This window comes from Streptomyces sp. NPDC017676 (assembly GCF_044329325.1).
Classification (GTDB): Bacteria; Actinomycetota; Actinomycetes; order Streptomycetales; family Streptomycetaceae; genus Streptomyces.
In genome coordinates, this window is sequence record NZ_JBIRJA010000019.1 from 41,297 (window position 1) to 60,535 (window position 19,239).

At 72.5% G+C, this 19,239-nt stretch carries 21 protein-coding genes; 12 read left to right on the top strand and 9 right to left on the bottom strand.

Annotated elements, in window-relative coordinates; translation table 11 throughout:
- Nucleotide 1: 1 nt before the first annotated feature.
- Together ACH4LD_RS33825 and ACH4LD_RS33830 are read right to left on the bottom strand one after the other, a co-directional pair.
- Nucleotides 2–550 carry a flavin reductase family protein gene (locus tag ACH4LD_RS33825; RefSeq protein WP_398057941.1) on the bottom strand — a complete coding sequence of 183 codons (549 nt, stop codon included), beginning with the start codon at nucleotides 548–550 and terminating at the stop codon, nucleotides 2–4.
- 39 nt (nucleotides 551–589) lie between these two features.
- Nucleotides 590–811 (bottom strand): hypothetical protein, encoded by a 222-nt coding sequence (locus tag ACH4LD_RS33830; RefSeq protein WP_398057942.1) that lies wholly within the window; start codon nucleotides 809–811, stop codon nucleotides 590–592.
- Nucleotides 812–1,079: 268 nt separating this feature from the next.
- Here ACH4LD_RS33830 and ACH4LD_RS33835 point away from each other — a divergent pair, with 268 nt between their 5' ends.
- Both ACH4LD_RS33835 and ACH4LD_RS33840 read left to right on the top strand, forming a co-directional pair.
- Nucleotides 1,080–1,895, top strand: a complete 816-nt coding sequence (locus ACH4LD_RS33835) for a hypothetical protein (protein ID WP_398057943.1) — start codon at nucleotides 1,080–1,082, stop codon at nucleotides 1,893–1,895.
- Between the two features lie 289 nt (nucleotides 1,896–2,184).
- Nucleotides 2,185–3,042, top strand: coding sequence for a class I SAM-dependent methyltransferase (locus ACH4LD_RS33840; RefSeq protein ID WP_398057944.1), 858 nt, complete (start codon nucleotides 2,185–2,187; stop codon nucleotides 3,040–3,042).
- A 28-nt stretch (nucleotides 3,043–3,070) separates the two neighbouring features.
- On the opposite strand, the gene ACH4LD_RS33845 is transcribed toward ACH4LD_RS33840, so the two are convergent.
- Entirely contained in the window at nucleotides 3,071–6,067 is a 2,997-nt protein-coding gene (locus ACH4LD_RS33845; RefSeq protein WP_398057945.1) for an AfsR/SARP family transcriptional regulator, read from the bottom strand.
- Nucleotides 6,068–6,422: 355 nt separating this feature from the next.
- Here ACH4LD_RS33845 and ACH4LD_RS33850 point away from each other — a divergent pair, with 355 nt between their 5' ends.
- Nucleotides 6,423–6,629 carry an MbtH family protein gene (locus tag ACH4LD_RS33850; RefSeq protein WP_398057946.1) on the top strand — a complete coding sequence of 69 codons (207 nt, stop codon included), beginning with the start codon at nucleotides 6,423–6,425 and terminating at the stop codon, nucleotides 6,627–6,629.
- A complete protein-coding gene (locus ACH4LD_RS33855; protein WP_398057947.1) occupies nucleotides 6,626–7,408 on the top strand; it encodes a thioesterase II family protein in 783 nt (260 codons plus the stop codon). Before ACH4LD_RS33850 ends, ACH4LD_RS33855 begins: the two co-directional genes overlap by 4 nt.
- 87 nt (nucleotides 7,409–7,495) lie before the next feature.
- Here the strand turns inward: ACH4LD_RS33855 and ACH4LD_RS33860 are convergent, their stop codons facing one another.
- From ACH4LD_RS33860 to ACH4LD_RS33870, 3 genes are all read right to left on the bottom strand, one after another.
- Complete coding sequence (locus ACH4LD_RS33860; protein WP_103810608.1) at nucleotides 7,496–8,320, bottom strand: MerR family transcriptional regulator; 825 nt, start codon at nucleotides 8,318–8,320, stop codon at nucleotides 7,496–7,498.
- A gap of 275 nt (nucleotides 8,321–8,595) precedes the next feature.
- Entirely contained in the window at nucleotides 8,596–8,841 is a 246-nt protein-coding gene (locus ACH4LD_RS33865) for a hypothetical protein (RefSeq protein ID WP_398057948.1), read from the bottom strand.
- Nucleotides 8,842–9,450: 609 nt separating this feature from the next.
- Nucleotides 9,451–10,017 (bottom strand): universal stress protein, encoded by a 567-nt coding sequence (locus ACH4LD_RS33870; RefSeq protein WP_398057949.1) that lies wholly within the window; start codon nucleotides 10,015–10,017, stop codon nucleotides 9,451–9,453.
- 316 nt (nucleotides 10,018–10,333) lie between these two features.
- Here ACH4LD_RS33870 and ACH4LD_RS33875 point away from each other — a divergent pair, with 316 nt between their 5' ends.
- Both ACH4LD_RS33875 and lysA read left to right on the top strand, forming a co-directional pair.
- Nucleotides 10,334–10,684 (top strand): SAV_915 family protein, encoded by a 351-nt coding sequence (locus ACH4LD_RS33875; RefSeq protein ID WP_398057950.1) that lies wholly within the window; start codon nucleotides 10,334–10,336, stop codon nucleotides 10,682–10,684.
- 14 nt (nucleotides 10,685–10,698) lie between these two features.
- Nucleotides 10,699–12,027, top strand: coding sequence for a diaminopimelate decarboxylase (lysA, locus tag ACH4LD_RS33880; RefSeq protein ID WP_398057952.1), 1,329 nt, complete (start codon nucleotides 10,699–10,701; stop codon nucleotides 12,025–12,027).
- A 92-nt stretch (nucleotides 12,028–12,119) separates the two neighbouring features.
- Here lysA and ACH4LD_RS33885 read toward each other — a convergent pair whose 3' ends face one another.
- Entirely contained in the window at nucleotides 12,120–12,473 is a 354-nt protein-coding gene (locus tag ACH4LD_RS33885) for a nuclear transport factor 2 family protein (protein WP_398057953.1), read from the bottom strand.
- 18 nt (nucleotides 12,474–12,491) lie between these two features.
- On the bottom strand, nucleotides 12,492–13,265 hold the full coding sequence (locus ACH4LD_RS33890; protein WP_398058090.1) for an SDR family oxidoreductase: 774 nt from the start codon (nucleotides 13,263–13,265) through the stop codon (nucleotides 12,492–12,494).
- A gap of 107 nt (nucleotides 13,266–13,372) precedes the next feature.
- On the opposite strand from ACH4LD_RS33890, the gene ACH4LD_RS33895 reads away from it, so the two are divergent.
- A complete protein-coding gene (locus ACH4LD_RS33895; RefSeq protein WP_398057954.1) occupies nucleotides 13,373–13,891 on the top strand; it encodes a winged helix-turn-helix transcriptional regulator in 519 nt (172 codons plus the stop codon).
- A gap of 292 nt (nucleotides 13,892–14,183) precedes the next feature.
- Nucleotides 14,184–14,441 (top strand): response regulator transcription factor, encoded by a 258-nt coding sequence (locus ACH4LD_RS33900; RefSeq protein WP_398057955.1) that lies wholly within the window; start codon nucleotides 14,184–14,186, stop codon nucleotides 14,439–14,441.
- 376 nt (nucleotides 14,442–14,817) lie between these two features.
- Here the strand turns inward: ACH4LD_RS33900 and ACH4LD_RS33905 are convergent, their stop codons facing one another.
- Nucleotides 14,818–16,035, bottom strand: a complete 1,218-nt coding sequence (locus tag ACH4LD_RS33905; RefSeq protein ID WP_398057956.1) for a JmjC domain-containing protein — start codon at nucleotides 16,033–16,035, stop codon at nucleotides 14,818–14,820.
- Nucleotides 16,036–16,223: 188 nt separating this feature from the next.
- Here ACH4LD_RS33905 and ACH4LD_RS33910 point away from each other — a divergent pair, with 188 nt between their 5' ends.
- From ACH4LD_RS33910 to ACH4LD_RS33925, 4 genes are all read left to right on the top strand, one after another.
- Complete coding sequence (locus ACH4LD_RS33910; RefSeq protein WP_165951710.1) at nucleotides 16,224–16,367, top strand: hypothetical protein; 144 nt, start codon at nucleotides 16,224–16,226, stop codon at nucleotides 16,365–16,367.
- A gap of 92 nt (nucleotides 16,368–16,459) precedes the next feature.
- Nucleotides 16,460–17,230: a hypothetical protein gene (locus tag ACH4LD_RS33915; protein ID WP_398057957.1), complete on the top strand. Its 771-nt coding sequence runs from the start codon at nucleotides 16,460–16,462 to the stop codon at nucleotides 17,228–17,230.
- On the top strand, nucleotides 17,227–17,973 hold the full coding sequence (locus ACH4LD_RS33920) for a hypothetical protein (protein WP_398057958.1): 747 nt from the start codon (nucleotides 17,227–17,229) through the stop codon (nucleotides 17,971–17,973). Before ACH4LD_RS33915 ends, ACH4LD_RS33920 begins: the two co-directional genes overlap by 4 nt.
- Nucleotides 17,970–19,238: an MFS transporter gene (locus tag ACH4LD_RS33925; RefSeq protein WP_398057959.1), complete on the top strand. Its 1,269-nt coding sequence runs from the start codon at nucleotides 17,970–17,972 to the stop codon at nucleotides 19,236–19,238. Before ACH4LD_RS33920 ends, ACH4LD_RS33925 begins: the two co-directional genes overlap by 4 nt.
- The last annotated feature ends 1 nt before the right edge of the window (nucleotide 19,239 follow it).

The window sequence follows — 19,239 nt, forward strand, 5'->3', positions numbered from 1 at the left end:
GCTACGGCATCCGGCCGACCCGGCCCCGGTGGAAGCTGAGCACCGGTCCGCCGGACTCGGCCATGCCGACGACCTGACCGACCAGGATGACGTGGTCCCCGGCGTCGTACTGCTGCCATGTCCGGCACTCCAGGTGCGCGGCACAGCCCGGCAGCAGTGGCGCCCCGGTGGTCCCGGTCACCCAGTCGAGTCCGGCGAACTTGTCGCCGTCCTTGCGTGAGAACCGGGTCACCAGATCGGACCGCCCGGCGGGGAGGATGTGCACGGCGAACGCGCGGGCCCGCAGCCAGACGCCCAGACGCGACGACTCTTTGCCGACGCACCACGACACCAGCGGAGGGGACAGGGAGACCGAGGTGAAACTGTTGCACACCAGCCCCGCCGGCTCTCCCGCGTGCTGGGCGGTGACCACGGCGATGCCCGTCGGCCATGCGGAGAGGACCCTGCGGAAATCGAGCGGAGAGAACGCGGCGGTTCCGGCGTCGGGCGGGGCCGCGTGGTCACGCGTGGCCGGCGGAGGACCGACCGCGGACTCGTCGGAGAGCGTCATGACACCTCATCTGCGTACGGGTGTTCAGGGCGACCCCGGTCAGGAGCCGGTGCTGTTCCACTCGTCCGTGGTGACGCCGTCGCCCGGGCCGTCGGCGCGGACCACCGAGGCGGTGTGGTCGGACGCCGTGCCGCCGGTGAACAGCGGGCCGGCGAAGAGGGCCATCGCGAGAGCGGTCACCGCCACCGACGCGGTGAGCCGCGCCTTGGTACGGAGGGAGAGCTTGCCCTGGCGGGTGGTGGAGGCCTGCTGCTGCGTCATCGGTCTGTCCTTCCAACGGTCCGGTTCGACGCGAGAAGACTCGCAAGGCGTGTTCAGCACGGGATCTGTCGTGAATACAGGCCGATATACGCGCGATCGACGCCCCGTCAACCCGGTGTCGCGGGATCCGTTCCGGACGATGGGCCGGTGGCCGGATGCTGCTGAATCCAGAAGTTCGCTCCTAACCGCGGTGCGGCGCTCTGATACATTTTCGTAAAATGGACAAGAAGCGGCTAGTGCACGGCAACTAGACTCGCGAAAGGAAAGCGTGACCGGCATGACGTCACGTATCGTCATCGTATCGGACTGTACCGATGTCGCCTATGTTGAGATGCGTCTGGCCATCCTGAATGCCGCGTCGACGTTGAATCCCGAAGCAGATGTGAGAATTGAGCCACTGGTGGCGGCCCAGCCCTTCTCGGAAATCAACGCGGCTTTCCTGATGCGACTGATAGCGGAATCCGCCGCCCCGGGAACGACGATCATGTGCGTCCTCAACAGCCTCCCCGAGAGGACCGAACGCCTCGTGGGCCGTACGGGGCGGGGCGGTCTGGTCTTCACCGGAGCGAACACCGGCGCCCTCGGCTGGCTGGCCGAGGACTTCGGAGTGGCCGAATGCTTCCACATCGACGATCCCGGTTTCGTCCCGTTCGGCGGCAGGACGATCCACGCACCCGCGGTGGGGGCTCTGGCCGCCGGCCGGCGGCCGGCGGACCTGGGAAAGCCGTTCCCAGCCGGCGCGGTGCGCCGTATCCCGGTGTCCGAGGGCCTGATCGTCCACGTCGACAACTTCGGCAACGCCAAGTTCGCCTTCGACGCGGACGGCTTGCTCCCGGGCGACCCGCTGAGAGTCACCCTCGGCGACCGGACGATCGACGCGGTCTACGGGCGGCGCATGATGGATCACGAGGACGGGACATGGGTGGTGTACCCGGGCAGTTCCTTCGGGCTCCACGAGCTCGGCCAGGTCCGGTCCCGAGGCCTGCTGGACCACGACTGCGGCGCGGGCCACACCGTGGAGATCCGGCGTCGGCGCTCCCGTGTGCCGTCGGCATCCACGGGACGCTGGCCGCACACCGTGTGAGCGCACCGGTGGACAACTCCCGGGCCGCTTGGGAATCATGGGCTCTGCTGAGACGTGCAGCCGCAGACCGGGACCACGCGGAGCGTGCGGCGCTCGGCGCTCGCGCGGCCGGCGCCGGGAGCTCGGCCACCGGCGCGGAGGCGCCCCTGCGCCATGTCGCCCCCGCAAAGGTCACCCACCTGTGACCAGCCTGTCGAGCCCCGTCGCTCGCGTGCGGCCCACAAAGCCCGCCTCCCGTGCGAACAACCCTCCTGTCGCGCTCCCCGGTCCAAGGTGAAAGGTTCGTGTCATGTTGCATGTGTGTGAGGACGACTCGTCAGCCGTGGTGCGGGACTTCTTCGAGCGCAAGGCCATCGGCTACGACGAGAACTGGCGTGGAGCGTACGGACGTCTGGTCGACGCCCTGCAGTGGTCGGCGCTGGAGCTGTCGGTGTTCTCCCGGCTACCGCCCGGCTTCACCTTCCTGGACATCGGGGGCGGAGCGGGGCGCTGGACCCACCGGATAGCCACACACTTCCCGGACAGCACGGGAATGCTGTACGACCTGTCGTCCGGAATGGTCGGCCAGGCCAGGGACCGGGCGGCCAGGAACGGTTACGACCACCGGGTCCGCTTCCGGAACGCCGATGTCCACGACGCGGCCGACCTGCTCGCCGGACAGACCTTCGACCTCGTCTTCAACAGCCACCATCTGCTCGGCTTCGTCCCCGACCCGGGGTCGGTGATCGCGTCGCTCACCCGGTTGCTCGCGCTGGACGGGCTGATGGTCTCGTTCCTGCCGAACCGCTGGCACGCGGCCTTCGAGGATCTGGCCGCGGGCGAGACCGAACACGTCGTGCGGAGCCTCGAAGGCAGCCGGTGGGCCACCAACTCCGCGCCGTACCGGCATCTGTTCACGCCGGGGGAGATCCGTGCCACGCACGCGGCGTCGAACCTGAGCGTCGACCTGCTCACCGGATTCCCCAGCCTCATCTACCCCGACGTCCCCGACACACCGGGTGCGCGGTCGGAACGCGTGCTCCAGGACGAGAAGGTCTTCCAGCGCGTCCTGTCCATGGAGAAGGAACTGCTCATCGACCCCGACTCGGGAGGCCGGGGCGCCAACCTCTTCGTGGTCGCCTCGCACGCGACACCCCGCATCCGCTGACCGGGCCGGGCGCACACGGACCCCGCACTCACGGCCGGCCCCCCGCCCCCCGGCCGCTGAGCAATGCCGTGAGCCGGGCGGGCTGTCCCGCGCCGGGAGGCAGCCGCAGACCGGCGAAGACCTCGTCGGCGCGGGTGAGGCTCTCCTGGGCGGCCGGCTCCTGCCCGAGATCGCGCAGCGCGTGGCCCAGCACCGTCAGTGCCCGGCCGAGGTTGCGCATGTCGGACACCTCCTCGCACAGCTCGACCGACTGCTTGGCTTCGGCGATGGCCCGGTCGAGCAGCTTGACCGCCCTCAGCGACTCCGCGAGCCGCAGCCGGGCCTGGCCCTCGCGAGCGCGCAGCCCGTGGGAGATGCAGACGGAAAGGCACTCCTCGAACCAGCTCAACGCCGACTCGTACCCGCCGAGACTGTGGTTCGCCAGCCCCAGCACGTAATAGGTGTAGGCGATCCCGGCGGTGTCCTCCTGCGACACCAGCCCGGTGAGGACCTCCTGACAGATCTGCTCGGCCTCACGCGCCTCGCCCATCTGCACCTTCAGCAGGGCGACGTTCACCGTGGTGGCCACCTCGCCCGTCGTGTGGCCGAGCCGGCGAGCCAGGTCGATGGCTTCGTCGTAGCACTCGACGGCCTCCTGGAACCTGCCCTGCATCTGCTTGGCCAGGCCCAGGTCGTTGAGCGCCTGGCGCAGGATGACCAGGTCCTCGGCGGCACGGCAGTGCTGCACCGCGACCGACGCCTGCTGCTCCGCGCGCGCGAAGTGGCTCATCGCGAGTTCGTAGTTGCCGCGCAGGAACCGCACCCTGCCCATGACGTGCGGGTCCCCCGTGCCGGCGACGGCCCGCTCCAGCAGGTCGACGGCGTCCTGGAAATAGGTGGAGTTCAGGCTCTGCCGGTGCGCGCTGAGGACGATCAGCAGGTCGACGTTGGAACGCAGCAGGCTGCGGACGTCGTACTGCGGCTCGGTGCCGTGCGCTCCGGCCCCGGTCGCCATGGCCCGGGCCAACTGCCGCACCAGGGCGAGCGCGCACTCACCGTCCTCCGCGGCCCAGCTCCGCGCCTCCTCGGGCCCGGCGAACCACAGACCGGCGGCATGCGTCGGGCAGAGGGCACGCTCGATGGGATCTCCGGCCACCACCTGGGCGAAGGCGTTCTTCGCCGAGGCCAGCAGGAAGTCCAGCAATCTGGCCATCGCCTCGTGCCGCTCGTCCGGAAGGGCCTTGCGCCGGGCGAAGCCGCGCAGCAGACCGTGGAACCGGTAGCGGCCGGGCTCCGGCGACTCCAGCATCGCCTGGTCCACGAGCGCGTCGAGCAGTATCTCCGCGTCCTCCTCCGACGCGTCCAGCAGCGCCGCGGCGCACGACAGCGAGAGCGAGGGGCTGTCGACGGTGGCCGCCCGGCGCAACGCGCTCGCCTGCTCCTCGGGCAGATGCCGGTACGTGAGGTCGAAGACGGCGGAGATCGTCATGCTCCCCGACCGGAGTTCATCGACGCGTTTGAACTCGTCGGCGAGGCGGGTGCTGAGCGACCGGAGCGACCAGTTGGGCCGGGCGGCCAGCCGGGCGGCGACGATCCGGATGGCGAGCGGCAGCATCGCGCAGGACTCGACGATCTCCACCGCCGCCGCACGTTCGGCCTCGACGCGTCCGGAACCGATGGTGTGCGCCAGCAGGTCCAGCGCCTCCGACGGGTAGAACGCCTCGACCTCCACCTGGAGCGCCGGCAGGCCACCGAGCCGGGTGCGCGTGGTGATGAGCACACCGCACTCCGGCGAACCCGGCAGCAGCGGGCGCACCTGCTCGGCGGTGACCGCGTCGTCCAGAAGGAGCAGCACACGGCGCCCATTGAGCACGGTCCGCAACAGGGCGGTCCGTGCCTCCAGGGTCGCCGGCAGATCGTCGGGACGGTAGCCGAGCGAGACGAGGAAACCCGCCAGCACGTCGTCCGGCGGTACGGGGCCGCCGTCACCGGCCCGCAGGTTGGCGTAGAGCTGGCCGTCGGGGTACGAGTCGCGGATGGTGTGGGCGACGTGCAGGGCGAGGGCCGACTTGCCGACGCCCGCCATCCCCACCAGCACCACCAGGGGCAGCGCCGACCGGTGGGGGCTGTTCATCAGCGAGCTGATCGTCAGGGTGAGGTGGCCGCGCCCGGTGAAGTCGACCAGGTCGGGCGGCAGTTGCGCGGGGTGCGGGTACGGCTGGTCGTCGCGGCCGGGCGACGCGGCGGACGCCTCCTCGGCCGCGGGCGCCGCGTCCTCGCCGGCCGCCGCGGACGAGGGCGGCTCGGCCGGGGGAGTCACCTCGGGCCGCGGCGCCGGCGGGGTCGCCAGCAGCTCCTGGGCCCCCGCCAGGACGCGCTGGTGCAACGCGTGCAGTTCCGGCCCCGGCTCCACACCCAGTTCGTCGATCAGCACCTCGCGCGCCCGGCGATAGGTGTCGAGCGCGTCGGCTCTCCGCCCGGACTGGTACTGGGCGTGCATGAGCAGCGTGTAGAGCCGTTCCCGCAGGGGGTAGCGGTGGATCAGGCCGGGCAGCTCGGACAGGTACCGGATGCCCCGGCCGAGCGCGAGACCTATCTCCATGCGTTCTTCCTGCAACAACAGGCGCACTTCGTTCAGCCGGTCCCGCTGGCGGGCGGCGAACGGCCCGGGAATCGCCGCCAGCGGCTCACCGCGCCACAGCGAGAGTGCCGCCTCCAGCAGGTCGTACGCACCCTCCAGGTCGTCGGCCTGCCGCGCGCGCTGTGCGTTGCGCGCCAGCTCCTCCACGTCCTGGAAGTCGACGTAGTCACCGTCCAGGACCAGGCGGTAGCCGTCCCCGACCGACACCAGGACGCAGGGTGACTTGGTGTCCTCCTCCAGTACCTTGCGCAGCCGCCAGGCGTACGTGCGCAGCGTCCTCGTCGCCGAGGTGGGCTCGTCGTCACCCCACAGTGCCTCGATGAGGTCCCCCGCGGTGGCGGTCCTGCCCTCTCTCATCAGCAGTGCCACGAACAGGGACTGCTGCTGCGGGCTGCCCAGATCCACCTGCGTTCCGTCCCGGTCCAGTCGAAGCAGGCCGAGGATGGAAACGTGAAGTTTTGGCACCCTTCGTCCTTACTGCAGGAGGGGTTTGCCCTGGGAATGTGAACACTGCCATGCCGTTGCGATGATCAGAGTAACGGATGAGGCTTCCTGCGGGAATGTGAACGCCCCGACGGCGTGGCGGGAGTTGGGGCGGTCGCGCGCGACGGCCGTGAGCACGACTTCTCCACCTCTTCTTCACCCGCGCCATCAGCGGATCCGTCATTGACCGCGCCTTCCCCCTGTGTTGACCGCGCATTGATCACCGCTCGCGAACATGGATGCCGCCGGACATGAACCCCGCCCCGAGGAGGAGACCATGAGCAACCCGTTCGACAACCCCGACGGCACCTTTCTGGTCCTGGTGAACGACGAGAACCAGCACTCGCTGTGGCCGGAATTCGCCGAGGTGCCCGAGGGCTGGACGGTCGTCCATTCCGCGGACACCCGGCAGTCCTGCCTCGACTACATCGAGACCCACTGGACGGACCTGCGCCCCAAGAGCCTGAGGGAGCGCACGGGGTGAACCCGCACCGTCACGTCGCCTCCGCCACGGCACGGCGGACCCTGGTCGACAACACCGATCCCTGGTTCCGCCGGTACCCGGTCGACGCGCCCGTGGCCCGCCTGGTCTGCCTTCCCCACGCGGGAGGCACCGCCGGCGTGTTCCACCACCTGGCCGCGAGCCTCGCACCCGGCATCGAACTGCTCGCCGTGCAGTACCCCGGCCGGCAGGACCGGCTGGAGCACTCGTGGCCGCGGAGCCTGGAGCACCTCGCGGAGGAGATCGCCGCCCGGCTGCCGCCCTATCTCGACGTGCCGGTCGCCGTGTTCGGCCACAGCCTCGGAGCGTCCGTCGCCTACGAGACGGCCCGCAGGATCGAGGACTGGTATCCGGGCTCCCTGACCCGGGTGTGCGTCTCGGGGCGGGCCGCCCCCTCCGGGGACGCGTACGACCCCGGGCCCCTGGACGACGAGGCCCTGGTCGACTGGGCGATCGGACTGGGAGGACCGGGCTCCGAGGTGTACACCGACCCCGGACTGCGCGCGCTGCTGCTGCCCGCGCTCCGCGGCGACCTGCGGCTCCTGCGCGCCTACAGTCCCGCCGGGATCGTACGGCTCAAGGCGCCGGTCACGGCCTTCGGCGGCGCCGCGGACCCCACCTGCCCGCCCGAGGAGCTGGCCACGTGGGCGGACGTCACCGCCTCCGGCTTCGACTTCCGCATCTTCCAGGGAGACCACTTCTACCTGGTGCCCCAGGCGGCGGCGCTGGCCGCCGAGATCTCCTCCCGGATCCGCGGATGACCCTCCTCGACCGCCGGGGCGGCGTCCATGACCGTCATGGACGCCGCCCGGGACGGGGAGGGGCGCGGAGGTCCCCGCCCGCCGTGCTCAGGCCCGGCTCACCGGAGCCTGCAGTTCCGTCACCCAGTCGTCGCGGTTCTCCGGGCACTCCAGGTTGACCTCCCGGGGATACCCGGTCGACCGGTAGCCGCCCGCGTCGATCCAGCGGGTCAGGGTCTGGGCGGTGGGCAGCACGGTGTCCGGGGAGCCGCGGTGCACGATGGTCGCCGCCTGGTCGAGGGCAGGCAGGTCGAGGACGCGGAAGGCGCCGTCCTCCTGGAGGGGCGCGGAGACCTGGACGGCCGCGTGGACGGTGATCCTGCCGCCACCCTCCGGGGCGTCCTCGTAGAAGGCGACGCCGGCGCCCGTGGGCGTGATGCCCGCCGAGTCCAGGCGCCGGAACAGCTCGGCGTAGAGCGGTTCGATGACCGGGCCGATGTCCTCGGGGTCGAAACTGGCGGCGGTCGCGGTCAGTTCGGCCACCCGGACGCCGGGGACGCTCTTGATGACGACGTCGTTCGTGGGCATGTGCCCCTCGCTCTCGATCGCTCGGAGCCTCGCCTCGACCTGCACCAGCCGCGCTTCCGCGGCGGCCACGGCGGTCTCCAGTTCGGCCCGCCGCAGCCGCAGCATGCCGCGCAGCTCCTCGGTGCCGACCTTCTCGTCCACGATGTCCCGGACCTGCTGGAGGGTGAATCCGAGGTCCTTCAGCGCGATGATCCGGTTGAGCCGGGCGAGCTGGGCGGCGGTGTAGTGGCGGTAGCCGCTGGCGGGGTCGACGTGGGCCGGGCGCAGCAGACCCGTCGCGTCGTAGTGACGCAGCATCCGGACCGATACGCGGCCGTGCCGGGCGAAGTCTCCGATGGTGAACATGATGTCTCCGAGTCGACCGCCTGACACGGTGTGAGGGTCAAGCAACCCCTCGGCTCGGAACACGTCCCGGCCGGGGGCTGTTCACCAGTGTTCCGGGAATCCGGTTCGCGCGGCCCACCTCCCCCGGTCCGCCGGGGGACGAGGGCCGCGCGTCGTACCGGCGTGGTCCACGGGGACCCGCCCGTGGTGTACGAGGCCACGCGGACCCGCCGGGGTGTACGAGGCCACGCGGATCCGCTCGTGGTGTTACGAGGCCACGCGGACCCGCCCGTGTGTCACGAGATCGGGTCGCCCACGCGGGAGCCCGTGCTGTTCCAGTCCTCCGGGTCCGAGGCCCCCGTCGTCGTACCGTCGCCCCCGGCCACCGCGTGCACCGCGTGCACCGCCGTGCCGCCCCCCGGGGCGGGGGCGGACGCGCCGGTCACCCCGGCGACACCGGCCACCAGCGCCAGCAGCCCGATGCCCGCCGCCGCCAGACGCAGCCGCCTGTCCCCGATGCGCATGACGTTGGACTCGCCCATGAGTGATTCCTTTCGCAGATCCGTGGGGTGTTGGTGCTCCTCGATGCTGACAAGCCCCGATCAACGGCCGATCACCGCCGGAGCACACGGCCCTGCGCGCGCCACCCGATCGGACCGCGCCACCGTGCCCACCCGGTCGACCGCGGGAACGCTGAGGTGCGCGGCGCAGGCGCAGGCGCCGGCAGAGGCGAGGGGAGTACAAGATCGCCGAGGGCTACGGCGTGACGGCGCACCGGGCCGGAAGCCTGGACGAAGTCACCGACTTCATCAGCGCCGGCAAGAACGCGGAGATGCCCCGGCTGATCGAAGTGCCGCAACGGTAGGGCGGGGCCCGGAGTGGCACGGTCCCCGGCCGCGCCGGCCCGGGACCGCTCACGTGCCGGCGGCACGGTCGACGGGCGGGTGTGGCGACCACGGGATGGCGGCCGGCGGAGCGGGCGCCGTATGCACACGGCGGAGCAGGGGCCGTATTCACATGGCGGAGCAGGGAGCCGTGTCCCCGCGGCGGGGCGGGGCTGCGCCTGTCGCGTGCGGTACCGACGGCGCCGGCGCGCGGAAGGCCGGGTCTGACGGCGGGCACCGCCTGGCCGCGGCCACCGCCCGACGGGGTCAGGCCTCGGGTGGCACCCTCCCGAACTCCCTCTCCACGCGGCCGGTGTCCAGCCGCAGCCGCCAGGTGTTCCGGCGGTGCGCGGTCGCGAGTGCCTGCCGGAGCGGGGACGGTGGCACGGCGAGGACGGGGCAGCCGGACCGGGCGAGGCAGTAGCGGCCGGCCGACGGCCACAGCGCCCGGCGCAGGCGGCCACGCCCTCCGGTGCCGACCACGAGGACGTCCTGCGGACGGTCGGCGATCCGCACCAGCGCCGGCCCCGGGGCACCCCGGGCGACGAGCGCCTGTCCGGGCACTCCCGTGTCCGGACCGCCGAACACGGCACACAGCGCCCTGAGCAGCCGCTCCCGGGCCAGCCACTCCCACTCCGGGAGCAGGACGGCCGCCGCCGGCGACCTGCGCGCGGCGAGATCCCCGCCGGGAGGCTCCCAGGCCAGCACCGGCCACAGCTCGGCCCCACGGCACCGGGCCTCGTCGGCGGCCCGGCGGAGGGCGGTCAGACTGCCCGGCGAACCGCTCACCCCCACCACGACGCGACCGGCGGGGGACGTGCGGGACTCGGGCATCGCTTTCACCTTCCGCACACGCCGACGGGGGCTCCCAGCCGGCGAACCTGATCGAAGACCGCTTCCAGCACAGCTCCCCGAGAGGACCCCGACCAGCCCGGGCGCCAGTTCCTGACGCCCCTCTGACAGCACCTCGCATGCCCTCTCGCCAGGCGTGTCAGCATCCCGTCAAGGTCGACCCGATCACCGTCAGCGTCACGTCAGGGCACGCCGGAACCCCCCGGAGACCGGTCATACCGTCGAGGACGAGCCCCGGCCGCCTCCCCGCGGCCGGGGCGTCCCCGACCACCTTCTCCTGCCCTTCGGGAGGCACCCCATGGCAGAACTCCGCTGCGGCGACGACGACCCCGAGCCCTCCGATCCGTTCCCGGCCGGACCCTTGTACGTCCCGGTCCGGCCGGGCCCCTCCGGCTGTGCGGCCCGGCTCTTCCGCACCCCGCTCGGCGACCGCACCGCCGTGGGCTTCACCTCCGTGAGCCGGCTGACCGCCACCCTCGGCGCCGGCCAGGCGTGGATCCGGCTCGCCGAGCCCGCGCTGCGCGCGCTGACCGCGCCGCTCGGCATCACCACCGTCACGGTGGACCCGCAGCTCACCGCTCCGGCTCCCACGCCGGTCACCGCTCTCACAGCGGTCACCTCCGGGTTTCCCGTACTGCGGACCGTCTGAGAGGGGCAGCACCGATGACCACGGTCCACGAACCCACCAGCCCCATCACCGCGTTGACGGTGTGGCCCGCCTCGGCCACCGAGCCCCGCCCGGGCGACCTCCACGTGGGCGGCGTACCGCTCGCCGAGGCCGCCGACCGCTTCGGCACCCCCGTCTACGTCCTGGACGAGGCCGAGGTCCGCGACCGCTGCCGTACCTACCGGGACGCCTTCCCCGAGGCCGGAGTCCTCTACGCGGCGAAGGCGTTCCTGTGCCGGGCGATGGCCCACTGGGTGGCCGAGGAGGGCCTCGGCCTGGACGTCTGCTCCGCCGGCGAGCTCGAACTCGCCGTCACCACCGGCTTCCCGCCCGAGCGGATCGTGCTCCACGGCAACGCCAAGTCGCCCCGCGACCTGGACACCGCCCTGCGTCTGGGCGTCGGCCGCATCGTCATCGACAGTCCCGCCGAGATCGCCCGGCTGGCCGCCGCCGTCGGCCCGGACGGCCACCAGAAGGTCATGGTCCGGGTCGTGCCCGGCATCAGCGCGGGCGGCCACGAGAAGATCCGCACCGGCACCGACGACCAGAAGTTCGGCCTGTCGATCGCCGACGGCTACGCCCAGCACGCCATCGCCCGCATCCTCGACCAGCCACAGCTCCACCTCACCGGCCTGCACTGCCATCTGGGCTCGCAGATCAGCAGCGTCAAGCCGTACCTCGTCGCCGTACGCCGCCTGGTCGGCCTGATGAGCCGGCTGTACGAACAGCACGGCCTGACCCTGCCCGAACTGGACCTCGGCGGCGGCCACGGCATCGCCTACCGCCCCGGCGAGGAAGCCCTGGACCTGACCGAGCTGGCCCGCAGGGTCCGCGCGGAACTCACCGGCGCGTGCGCGACGGCCGGCCTCCCCGTGCCCCGCCTGATCATCGAACCCGGCCGGGCGATCGCCGGCCCCGCGGGCGTCGCCGTCTACCGCGTCCTGGCGGTGAAACACACGGCAGACACGGTGTTCGTGGCCGTGGACGGCGGTATGAGCGACAACCCGCGCCCCGCCCTGTACGGCGTCCGGTACGCGCCCCGGCTGATCGGCCGGCACAGCCCCGCGGCCCCCGCCCGGGTGACCGTGGTGGGCCGGCACTGCGAGGCCGGTGACGTCCTGGCCGCCGGCGTGGAACTCCCCGCGGACATCCGCCCCGGTGACCTGCTCGCCGTGCCCGTGTCCGGCGCCTACCAGGTGTCCATGGCCTCCGGTTACAACCTGGTCGGCCGTCCCCCGGTGGTCGCCGTGCGCGACGGCCTCGCCCGCCTGCTGGTCCGGCGGGAGTCCCTGGCGGACATCCGCGGCCGCGACGTGGGCCTGTGACCCTGAGAACTCCCGGGCGGGGCCGGTCCGGCCTCCCTCACCGACCGGCCCGCCCGGGGCCGGACCAGTTGTCCGGCGGGCCCGCGCGGCGTTCAGGGGGCGATGGTGAGCCCGCTGATGAGGTCGCCGTCGAGGGTGAAGCGGAAGTGGAGGTCGACCGTGCCGCCGGGGAAGTCGCCCCGCAGGCGCTGGGTGACGGTGCACTGGCCGGCGTCCCCGCGGGCGGTCAGCAGCTCGGTGGTGTAGGTGTACTCGGAGGCGGCGCGGGCGAGCCACTGCTCGACGGCGGCGCGGCCCAGGTGGGTGCGGCCGTCGTCGGTGACGGTGGCGTCGGCGGTGAGGGTCGCGGCGGCGGCGGCCGCGTCTCGGGCGTTGTGCGCCTTCAGGTACCGCTGGACGACGTCGGGCAGCTCATGGGTGCCGGGCGCGGGCGTGGTGTCGGTCATGTGTGCCTCGCTTTCGGGTCAGAGGGTGGGGACGGTGCCGCCGTCGATGACGTGTTCCGCTCCGACGATGGCGGAGGCCCTGTCGGACACGAGGAAGGCGACGAGTTCGGCGACCTCCTCGGGACGGTTGGGCCGGCCGAGCGGGATGCCGCCGAGCGAGTCCATGAGCGAGGCCAGCGCGGAGTCGCGGTCACCCGTCCGCTCGGCGATCCGGTCGATGAGCGCGTCGGCGGCGTCGGTCCGGATGAATCCGGGGACCACCGTGTTGACGCGCACTCCGTGCGGGGCCACCTGGTTGGACAGGCCCTTGCTGTACGTGCTCAGGGCGGCCTTGGCGGAGGCGTAGGCCAGCGTGCCGTTCCACAGCGGCATGCGGCGCTGGATCGAGGAGACATGGACGACCGCGCCCCGCCCCTGCGCGATCATGCCCGGGACGAGCGCCCGGTCCAGCCGCACCGCGGCGAGCAGGTTGTGGCCGAGTTCCTGCGACCAGATCTCCTCGGTGAGCACCTCGAAGCCGCCGGCGGGGGCGGACGATCCGCCGAGGGTGTGCACCAGGATGTCGGCCGTACCCAGCCGGCGCGTCGTCTCCCGCGCCACGTGCCCGGCGCCTTCCGGTGTGGTCAGGTCGGCGCCGACGAAGTCCTCCTCGGCGACGTCGTCGGGCCTGGAGCGGGCGGCGACCAGGACGGTGGCGCCGGCGGCGCGCAGCCGCGCGGCGATCGCGGCCCCGGTGCCCTTCGTGCCGCCGGTGACGAGGGCGCGCCGGCCGGCCAGGGAGTCGTCGATGATGGGGGGCAAGGCGTGTCCGTTCCGGTGTGCGCAGGGCACACCCCTTGTCACTGCTAAAATGAAAGCTAGTGACTTCGACTTTAGCAGTGACAGGAGAGGGGGGCGCAATGGCGAGCCGGATCCGGCTTGAGGACCGCGCCTGTCCGTTGTCCACGACCGTGCAGCACGTGGGCGAGTGGTGGACGCTGCTGATCCTCCACGACGCCTTCGACGGCTACACGCGGTTCGACCAGTTCCAGCAGAGCCTCGGCATCTCGACCAGCATGCTCACCGCGCGCTTGAAGACGCTGGTCGCCGACGGTCTGCTGGAGCGCCGTCCGTACCGGACCAATCCGGTGCGCCACGAGTACGTGCTCACCGAGCGCGGCCGCTCACTGCGCCCCGTCATCGTCGCACTGGCGGCCTGGGGGAACCAGCACCTGCCGCCGGAGGAACGGGCCATGATCCTGGTCGACGCGCAGACCGGGGAAGAGGCCGAACCGGTCGTGGTGGACCGGCACACCGGGCTCAGCCTCGACGACAGCGAGGCGTTCGTCTTCACCGCGGGACCGGCGGCCGGCCCGGCCATGCGCGCCCGGTACGCCGAACTCGAACGGCGCCGGCGGGAGGCAGGGGCGGAGGGGTAGGCGCGGGCGGTCAGCGCGATGAGTCGCCGGCCGCGGCCCTGGACGACACGACTGACGGCCCTCGACGCAGGGCGCTGCGGGCGGGCGCGGCGGTCCTCAGCGAACTGGCCGTCTGTGACACCCTCTGAGCGCCCCGGGCGCGGCGCCCGCGGTGCTCCTTCGCGTGCCCCGCGCCCGGTGTGCCGTTTACCGGGCGTCCACGCCCGGCCGATCGGCCGTTGATCAGGGGCTGTTTCGATGCACCCCGTCGCTGCACACCGGTTTCCGCGGGGACCCGGCGAAAGGGGAGTCGATGAACATCACGCAGACGGCGGGGGACGACCTCGCCCAGACCCTCAGCCCGCGCGAACGGGAGATCCTCAGCCGGCTTCCCGGCGGCGGCACCTACGACGCCATAGCGCGCGGCCTGGGCATCAGCAGGCACACGGTCGACACCTACATGCGCAGGATCCGGGCGAAGGTGGGCGCCGCGAACCGAACCCAACTGGTCGTGCTGGCCCTCCGGCTCGAAGAACCGCACACCCCGGCCGAAGCCCTCCGGGAGAGGTGAGCAGCGCCGTGCCGCTCGCCTCCGCGAGGTCCTCGCCGAGGACTTGACGAGCTCAGGCCGTCCGACAAGTCCGGCCGTACCGCGCGGTGACGCCGGCCCGCCCGGTCCCGTCGCCGCGCCGCCGTGCGGGAGCCCCGCCGGTGCGGAGGCCGCGTCGTGCGGGCCCGGGGAGCGAGAGCCGCGTCGTGCGTCGCTCCCCGGCAGCCGGGGGAGTCGGCGCCCACCACCGAGCCGGGCATCTCCCGCGGCCTTCGAGCGGAGGCTTCCTCACCGCGGCGGCGTCCGGGGAAGCCGATCCCCCGCGTCGTCGCCGCGGGTCACCCCACAGGCACCGCTGCCGGTTCCGCACCGGACGCCCCGCGTCCCGGCCGGGGAGTCACGACTCCGGGGACTCGGGCCCGTCCAGTGCCGCGAAGGCCCCCGCCAGCGCCCCGGTCACCTCGGTGCAGAAGTGCGCGTCCAGCAAGGGGCGGACCAGCTCGGCGGCGTCCACACCGGTCGTCCGGGACACCTCCTCGACCGCCACCGGGCGGCCCGACACCAGCAGCCTCAGGGCGGGCAGAGCCTCGGTGGGGAAGGTCAGACGCCGGCCGTTCACGGTCACCACGGCGTTGCCGCCGCCGGCCGTCAGATGCGGCGGGAAGTCCGTCAGGCACACCACCTCGCCGACCGGCCCGAACGCACCGGCGGTGTACGGGTGCTGGGTCTCCCGCCAGCCGATGCCACCGCGGTCGGAGTACGCGGTACGTGCCTGGAGGAAATGAGCGGGCCGGTAGGTCCGCGCGAGCAGCGACAGCGCGGCGGCGACGGCCTCGTCCTCGTCGGTGTCGCCCGTCAGGTCGCGCCGGAACACCTCCAGGTTGCAGGCCAGTTCGGTCAGGGCCCGCAGCCAGTCGACGCCGGTGCGCCGGACCACTCCGAAGGTGACGTGCAGCGAGTAGCCCCCCGCGCCCTGGTCGGACCGGGTCGCGGTGTGCCAGTAGCCACGCGGCACGCTCATGGCCTCACCCGGCCCGAGGGTGCCCTCCCAGAGGATCTCCTCGCTCGGCTCGGCCGACCGGCGCACCTCGTTCAGCGGCACCTTCATGGACTCGCCCCGCACCTGCCAGCTCTTCGTGCCCTCCAGTTGCAGGACGAGCGAGTCGGAGGTGTCCACGTGCAGATTGAAGCCGCCCGCCTCGCCGGTGGCCAGGAACGCCGTCGCGTAGACACGGGCGCCGGTCAGCCACTGGAGGGCACGGCACGCGATGTCGAACACCGGGTCGATCTTCTCGATGCCGCCCACCACGACCTGGCAGCCTTCCCGCAACAGCAGCCCCAGACGGTGGGTGTCGACCATCTCCAGTTCCTCGCCACGGGTGGTCCGCGAGGTCATGAAGCGCTTCGGTGGGAGGAAGGACCCCTGCTGGAGGACCAGGACCTGACCGGTCCGGGTCATCGTGCGGTACGTCAGCATGTCCATCAGCCGGTCCACCGTCAGCAGCCGCGCGCCCCACGGCGGCGGCAGGGAACCCCGCGTGAAGTCCAGGCCGAGCCGCCGTCCCTCGCGTCCGTCCAGTGCCTTGTCCACCGCGCGCACGAATTCCAGGTCCATGGACGGGATCATCCATCGTGTGCGGCGGCCGGCGGAGTCACGAATTCCCGGTACCCGGCCAGGAGTTACCGCATTTACGTGACTTTCCCCGCCGTCGCGGTCCGGAGAGAGTGATGACGTGCCGCCGAGGGAGAAACCCGAGAACGGCACGACATCCCGTCCACCGAATCCTGGAATGAGGTTTCACCATGAACGCTGTCACCGCGTCCGAGCTGCTCCGCGTGGAGACCATCGTCGAGAACCTGCGCGCCATCGACGCCACCGTCGACGGCCAGGAGGCCCTCGCCATGACCCAGGCGCTGGCCAGCCCGGGTGAGCACGGCGAGTTCTGATCTCACCGCTCCCGCGTCACGTGCCTGCCGACGTCGTCCGGTCCCCGGCCGGCGTCCGGCAGGCACGACGCGAACGACCGGAGGAACGAACCATGGCAGGCAGCACGCAGCACCCGCTGCTCGCTCGGTACGCACAGGTCCGCGCGCAGCTGGCCCAGCGGTACGGCCCCGACAGCCAGGCCGTGGTCTTCCTCCTCTACGAGGAGCTGCTGTCCCTGCGGACCGTGCTCCTGGAGAACCGCGCCGCCCGCGAGGTCGGCGCGCGCGTCGGGGCGCTGGCCCGGGAGATCCAGCGCCGCTACGACCACGGCGGCATCGTGTCCGCCGGGCGCGACCGCCGGCGCCTGGTCCACACCGACCCCCCGCTGATCGAGTACGACCGGCCGGCGTTCGACCGGATGTACGCGCCGCTCCTCGACGACCGCCGGCCCGACGTGCTGCACGTGACGAGTGCCGCGGACGCCTTCGCGGCGCTGTCCCCGGGCAGCACCCACATCTACGTGGTGGACGACCGGGACCGCCTGCTGGTCTGGCCCGAGCCGTTCACGCTGGCCGAGACCGTCTTCGGCCGTACACCCGACCGCCGCCGGCAGGGCGCACGAGTGGTCCACCCCATGCTCGTGCCCGAGCGGCTGCGCGTGCGGGCCGCGGGTGAGCTGGTGCTCCTGGGCGACGCGCACGACTGCATGGTCGTCGCCAACCTCAAGTCCGGCCACTTCCTTCCCCCACCGGCCTGCGCGCCCGCGCTGCGCACGGTCCTGGAGCGGGTCCTCCCCGTCGCTCCCGGTGACGTGGACATCTTCACCCTGCCCGAACCGCCGCCCGGCCCGCGGGCCGCGAACCGAGTGGACGCCCTACGATGACGAAGCCGCCGGAACCCCCCGCACCACCGCAGGACCTGCGGGAACTCGTCGGGGTCGAGCACGAGTGCAAGTGGGAGCTCCCGCTGGAGGTCTACCGGTCCGGACCGGAGAACCTGCTGCGCGGCGGACCGCTGCACACCCGGCTGACGCCGCTGCGCCGGCCCCTGTCCTTCGTCTCCTCCACGCTCTACGCCGACGACGCCGCCCGGTCCCTCATCCGGGCGGGGCACACCCTGGGCGCCGTCGTCAACACGGGAGCCGCCGCCGACGTGTGCTGGCTGACGTTCAAGCAGGCCATCCGCGTGCACGCCTGGCGGGACGGACTCGAACTCGCCTCCCGGATCACACCGGACCAGGTGCCGCGGGCGCTGGACGACATCTCGCTGCTGCCGGTCGGACACGTCCGGCGCAACCGGCTGGCCGAGGGCCCGCTGGGCGTCGCCGCCGTGGCGACACAGCGGCGTACCAAGGGCCTCGGGCGCACCGCCGACGGGGTGGAGGTCGCCTACAGCGTGGACCTGGTGAACTTCCTGGCGCCCGAGGACGGACGGACCGTACTGGGCGAGTACGCGTGCGTGGAGATCGAGGTCAACTCCTCCGCGCCGAACGCGCTGCGGGCACTGGCCGGCCTCGCCACCGACATGGACCACTGGCTGGCGCGTCCGCGCGCCCGGCGTACGAAGGCCCAACTGGCCCTCGACGCGGCGGAGCCGGCCGGACGACAGCAGGAGGACGCGGCATGACCGCATCAGCGCCGGCCGCCGGCGCCGCCCACCGGGAAGCGCTCGGCTCCGTCTTCTGGACCTTCTGGTTCGGACGCGGCCTGTCCACCCTCGGCGGCTATCTCCAGTTCCTCGCACTGCCCCTGTGGGTGCAGCGGACCACCGGTTCCGCGCTGGCCGCGGTGGTCTCCTTCGCCGTGTTCCATCTGCCGAAGCTGCTGATCTCGCCCTTCGCCGGGCTCATCGCCGACCGCTTCGACCGGCGCCGGGTGGTCATCGTCACCGACCTGGCCGCCGCCGCGGTCGTCGCCGGCATGATCGGCGCGGTCCGGCACCGCGAGGTCACCCTGCTGCTCCTGCTGCTGTTCGTCCTCCAGGCCCTGGCCGTGGCCCGGGTCCCGGCGCTGTCCAGCCTCCTCCCGGACGCCATCCCGCGCAGCCGACTGCTGACCGCCAACTCCCTGCTGGACGCCACGACCGGTCTCGCCATGACCCTCGGTCCGCTGATCGGCACCGCGGCGCTGACGGCGTTCGGCATCGAATGGGTCCTGCTGCTCAACGGTCTGACCTTCGTCGTCGCGGCGATCTGCATGACACCGCTGCCCGCCGCCCGCCACGAGCCCCTCCCGCACACCGGCCTCGCGGCGCTGCTCGGCGGCGTGCGCGCCGTCCGCGAGGACACCGTGCTGCGCGACGCGCTGATCGCCGAGGCCGCCGTCTACCTCTTCTTCGGCGCGGTGACCGAACAGCTCGCCGTCCACCTCGGGCAGCACCACCCCGGCTCGCTGGTGGGCGTGTTCGGCGTCGGCACCGGCCTGGGCTGGATCGCCGTGACGGCGCTGACGGCCCGCGCCCGCGACACGCTGTCCCCGGCGCGCCTGCTGTGGTGGAGCTCCCTGGCCTGCGCGCCCGTGGGACTGGCCGCCGTGTGGCTCGTCGGCCACGCGCTCTGGCCGGCCGTGGCCCTGGCCGGAATCGTCATCAGTGTCCACCAGTTCGCCTACGGCATCGGCCCCGTGCTGCTGTGCCAGTTGCGCGCCCCGAACGCCGTACGCGGCCGGGTCATGGCCTTCCGGCGCATGCTCACCACGAGCGCGCAACTGGTCGCGCTGACCGCGGGAGCCCTGCTCGCCTCCCGCACGCCGGTGACGGTGGCCGTGTGCGGGGTGCTGGCCGCCGTCGCCGCCGCACCGTTCGCCCACCGCGCGGCGCGACCGGCCTCCCCCGGGAGCCATCGCCCCGCCGACCCTGCCGTCGACCCCGCCACCGCCCCGTCAGGACAGTGAC